This is a genomic window from Ideonella sp. P3_A4 (assembly GCF_056403075.1).
In genome coordinates this window covers 1-4,262 of the sequence record NZ_JBFUGE010000524.1, presented here as the reverse complement: position 1 = coordinate 4,262, position 4,262 = coordinate 1, and the positions used below count along the sequence as shown (strand labels likewise).

Sequence of the window (4,262 nt, the reverse complement as noted above, 5' to 3'; positions counted from 1 at the left end):
GGTCGCCGGCTCGCAGTGGGACCGTGAACAAGGCAGCTTCGACCCGAACTACCTGAAGCGCACCAACGTGCGGCCGATGGCGCCAGCAGCCAGCCTCGCGGTGGTGCAGGCTTCGTCGGGCGACAAGTTCTGGCAGGATAAGGCCAACAACCTGGTCTGGTTCAAGTACCAGGGCGGTCTGCCCTTCCCTGGCCTCGAGAACCTGGCGAAGAACAGCGACGAAGACCTGTATCGCATGTACTCGGCCGTCGTGTACCCGAAGGACACCTGCACGGGTGCAGGCAGCCTGTCGACCTGCCTGGCGCGCATCAAGGCGCTGGGCCTGCCGTGACGCGCGGGTTGCGCCGCTTAGCGCTGTTGCTGGGCTGGGCAACGGCGGCCACCGTGCTGCTGGCCCAGGCCGGCTGTCAGCCGGCGGCCAGCGCGCCGGCAACCCAACAGCTGGACGCGCTGGTTGCGCGCTGCGTCGAGGCGATGACGCGCGACGTCTGCATTGCCCAGCGCGACAGCGCGGCCAACAGCAGCCCCGCCGCGAGCCAGGTGTTCGTGGCCGGCGTTGGCGCGATCAACGCACAGGCCTACAGCGAAATCCGCTCGTCGGGCGAAGCGATGTGCAGCCTGGTAAAGAGTCGCTGCACCGGCGGCTGGAACGACAGCGCCTGCCAGACCGCGCGCAGCCTCTGGCCCGTCGCAGGCAAAGGCTGATGGCAGCGGGCCACCTTGGCGGCCCGCTGCGCCCGGCGCTGCCGGACGCGTCCAGCGCCCTGCCCCCTTAGTTCGCCATCACCGGCCGCGGCCGCAGCAGCAGCGCGCGCACCACACCGTTGGAGCGGTTCTGCCCGGTCGCCGCGATCATCCCGCGGTGGTTGATGGCATTGGCGCCGATGATCAGCCACTTGGCCCGATCGGTCTGGGTGAGCTGATCGTTCAGGTCGACCGTCTGTGCGCCATCGAAGACGAAGCCGTGGGCTTCTTCGGCCGCCGTGTTGGCAGCGCCAACGATGGTGCCGCTCTTGTTGATGCCGTAAGCGCAGGCCGTATGGCCGCCGAGTGTCGGCAACGCCGTCATCGCGCCACGTACATAGACGAAGGCTTGCGACTCCTGGTCACCTTCGAGGGTCGAGCAGCCGACGACCTGGCGCGCGTCGTTGATGCCCATGGCTTGCGCCCACCCGCCGCCCAGCGTGCCGACATCCAGCATCCGGCCACGCCGGTAGAAGAAGCCGTGCGTGGCCCCGCTGGCGATAGAGGAATAGCCCACCACGTCGCCGTGGTCGTTGATTGCTCGGGCCACGCTGACGGTTCCGCCCAATGTGCCCAGCTCTTGCATCGCGACACCGGCCTGCCAGATGAAGCCTCGCTCGCGACCGTCTTTGCCGAAGGCACTGCCGACCGCTTGGCCCAGATTGTTCAGGCCGTAGCCGAAGCTGTCGTTGTCGCAACCGCCGCAGTAATCGTCGGGGAAGCCGTAGATGCGCGTGCTGGTGCTGCCGTCGTAGGTCAGCGCGTGGGTGTTGTAGGCCGTGTCGGCCGAGGTCGCCAGCATCAGGCCGGCGTCGTTGATGCCGCCGGCAGAAACATACGGCCAGTGCGGGATGTAGAGCGGTGGCACGGCAGTGCAGGTGGTGCGCGTGCAATGCAGGCCGCTGGACCCGTAGGGGCCGTAGAAGTCGACGGCGGTGTCACCGATCCGGTTGATCGCCACCGCCGAGGTGTCGTTGTACGGATCATCGGGTGGCCCGTTGAACGGAAGCTCGACCAGACGATATTGAGGTGCGGCCATCGCGGCACCCCAGGCCATGCTCAAAGAAACCAGAAATGCCTGTGCAATAAAACGCTTGTTCCCAACTGCTTGCATCGTTTGACCTCCCGGGCTAGCCGCGGGCCCCATGCCCACGGCGCGGACGCGCATGAGGCGCCACGTCAATAGGACTCGCCATCCCTAGCCCCATCGAAATGTGCAGTGCTTTACGATGTTCGCCAATCGTTGTTTGCCCGGGAGACCACGATGAGCATGCGCCAGGCCCCTCCGTATCGCGCCGACCACGTCGGCAGCTTCTTGCGGCCCCAATATTTGCTCGACGCGCGTGAGCAGGCTGCACGCGGCACCATCAACCGCGCAGCGTTGCGAGAGGTCGAAGACCGCGCGATCACCGAGGTGGTGCAGTTCCAGCGCGACGCGGGCATGCAGTCGATCACCGATGGCGAGTTCCGCCGCACCTACTTCCACATCGACTTCCTGCAGCAGCTGGGCGGCGTGCAGGCCGACCTGCCGGTCACCGTCCGCAGGCCCGACGGCACTGAAGAGCTGGCACCACCGGTGATGCGTGTGATCGACAAGGTGCGCCACGTGAAGGACATCCAGCGCGCCGACTTCGAGTACCTGAAGCAGCAGGTCGAGCGGCATGCGCCAGGCTGCACGCCCAAGGTAACGATTCCATCGCCGACCATGCTGCACTTTCGCGGCGGCCGTGCCAGCATCAGCCGCGAACACTATCCCGAGCTGAACCCCGAGTTCTACGACGACGTGGCCAAGGCCTACGGCGAAGAACTGCGGTCACTGGCCGAAGCGGGCTGCACCTACGTGCAGCTGGACGACACCAACCTTGCCTACCTCTGCGACGAGAAGATGCGCGAGGCCGCGCGCCAGCGTGGCGACGACCCGAACGAGCTGCCGCACCGCTACGCCTGGTTCATCAACAAGGTCGTCGCGCAAAAGCCACCCGGCATGACGCTGGCGATGCACCTGTGCCGCGGCAACTTCAAGAGCACGCACGCGGCTTCGGGCAACTACGAGCCGGTGGCCGAAGCCTTGCTGGCCGAGATGAACCTCGATGCCTACTTCCTGGAGTACGACGACGATCGCTCGGGCGACTTCAAGCCGCTGCGCTACCTGAAGCCCGGCAAGATCGTCGTGCTGGGCCTGGTCACCACCAAGTTCGGCACCATGGAAAGCAAGGAGACGCTCAAGCGCCGCATCGCCGAGGCGGCCGAGTACGTGCCGCTGGAGCAACTGTGCTTGAGCCCGCAGTGCGGCTTCTCCAGCACCGTGCATGGCAACAACATCGCGGTCGAGGCACAGCGGGCCAAGCTGCGCCTCGTGGCCGAGGTGGCGCAGGAGGTGTGGGGCTGAGCTTCGGCGAAGCGCGGCTCAGGGCGTTCGCGGCGTCAGCAGCAGCGCGCGCTCGCTGCCGTGGGCCTTGTGCGTGCCCATCGCGGCGATCTGGCCGTGGCGGTTGATTCCGCTGGCAAACGTCACCGTCCAGCGCGCACGAACCTCGTCGGGCAGCGTGTCGTTCAAGTCGATCATCTGCATGCCGTCGTAAAGAAAGCCGTGCCACTCGGCATCACCAGCGATCAGCGCCGAGCCAACGATCCAGCCGTTGACGTTGATGTCGCTCGCGCAGGCATAGCTGCCTCCGAGCGTGGGCAAGGCTTTCATGCTGGTGCCGTCGTGGACGAAGGCCACGGTCTGCGTGTTTCCTGCCATGGTCGAGCAGCCCGCCACCAGTCGTTGGCCATTGACAGCGTAGGCCGCTGACCAGCTGCCGCCGAGCGTGCCCAGGTCGCGCAAGTTGTCGAATTCATGGCCTCGGCGGTAGAAGAACGCGTGGGTCGTGCCATCAGCCAGTGTCGATTCACCCACCACGTCGCCACGGTCGTTGATGCCACGTGCCTCGCTCGACTCGCCGCCCAGCGTGCCGAGCTTGGTCATCGTGCCGTCTTGCCAGATGAAGGCACGGTACGGACCATCAACCGTTTCGCCGGCGCCGACCACCTGGCCCAGGTTGTTGATGCCGCGCGCCACGCTCGAGAGGTTGCAGCCCTGGCACACGCCTTCGGGAAAAGCGCCGAGATTCTTCGAGGTGCTGCCATCGAAGAGATAGCCGCGCGACATGAACTCGTAGGGCGACGTGCCGACCACGTAACCTGCATTGTTGATGCCCACGGCGCTGGTCGACGAATGATGCTGGGAGCCCAGCTCGGGGATGTCGGCGCACGAAGTCTTGTCGCAGCGGAACGAAGTACCGCCACCGAGCTGCTGGTACAGCCCAGAGGCCATCAAACCGTGGCGGTTGATGGCGTTCGCGAAGGTCGACACGGTGTAGTTCTGCAGGTCCATGAACGGCGGGACCTGCAGCAGCTTGAACGATGTCTGAGCCCAAGAGCCGAACGGGGCGGCGGCCAGGCCGGCGGTAAGTCCCAGCCCTGCGAGGCGGTGTACTGCTGCTGACGAAAGCTTCATCGACTGTCTCCCGATG

At 65.9% G+C, this 4,262-nt stretch carries 5 protein-coding genes; 3 read left to right on the top strand and 2 right to left on the bottom strand.

Annotated elements, in window-relative coordinates; translation table 11 throughout:
• Together AC1DYI_RS28150 and AC1DYI_RS28145 are read left to right on the top strand one after the other, a co-directional pair.
• Positions 1-331, top strand: a 331-nt coding sequence (locus tag AC1DYI_RS28150; protein WP_477207425.1) for a hypothetical protein, incomplete at its 5' end; no start/stop codon positions are given.
• Positions 328-705: a hypothetical protein gene (locus AC1DYI_RS28145; RefSeq protein ID WP_477207424.1), complete on the top strand. Its 378-nt coding sequence runs from the start codon at positions 328-330 to the stop codon at positions 703-705. The genes AC1DYI_RS28150 and AC1DYI_RS28145, both read left to right, overlap by 4 nt.
• Before the next feature lie 67 nt (positions 706-772).
• Here AC1DYI_RS28145 and AC1DYI_RS28140 read toward each other — a convergent pair whose 3' ends face one another.
• Positions 773-1,783, bottom strand: a complete 1,011-nt coding sequence (locus AC1DYI_RS28140) for a hypothetical protein (protein WP_477207423.1) — start codon at positions 1,781-1,783, stop codon at positions 773-775.
• A 225-nt stretch (positions 1,784-2,008) separates the two neighbouring features.
• Between AC1DYI_RS28140 and AC1DYI_RS28135 the strand changes: the two genes are divergently transcribed.
• A complete protein-coding gene (locus AC1DYI_RS28135; protein WP_477207422.1) occupies positions 2,009-3,133 on the top strand; it encodes a 5-methyltetrahydropteroyltriglutamate--homocysteine S-methyltransferase in 1,125 nt (374 codons plus the stop codon).
• 18 nt (positions 3,134-3,151) lie between these two features.
• Here AC1DYI_RS28135 and AC1DYI_RS28130 read toward each other — a convergent pair.
• The coding region (locus AC1DYI_RS28130; protein WP_477207421.1) for a DUF3466 family protein at positions 3,152-4,262 on the bottom strand (1,111 nt) is incomplete at its 5' end.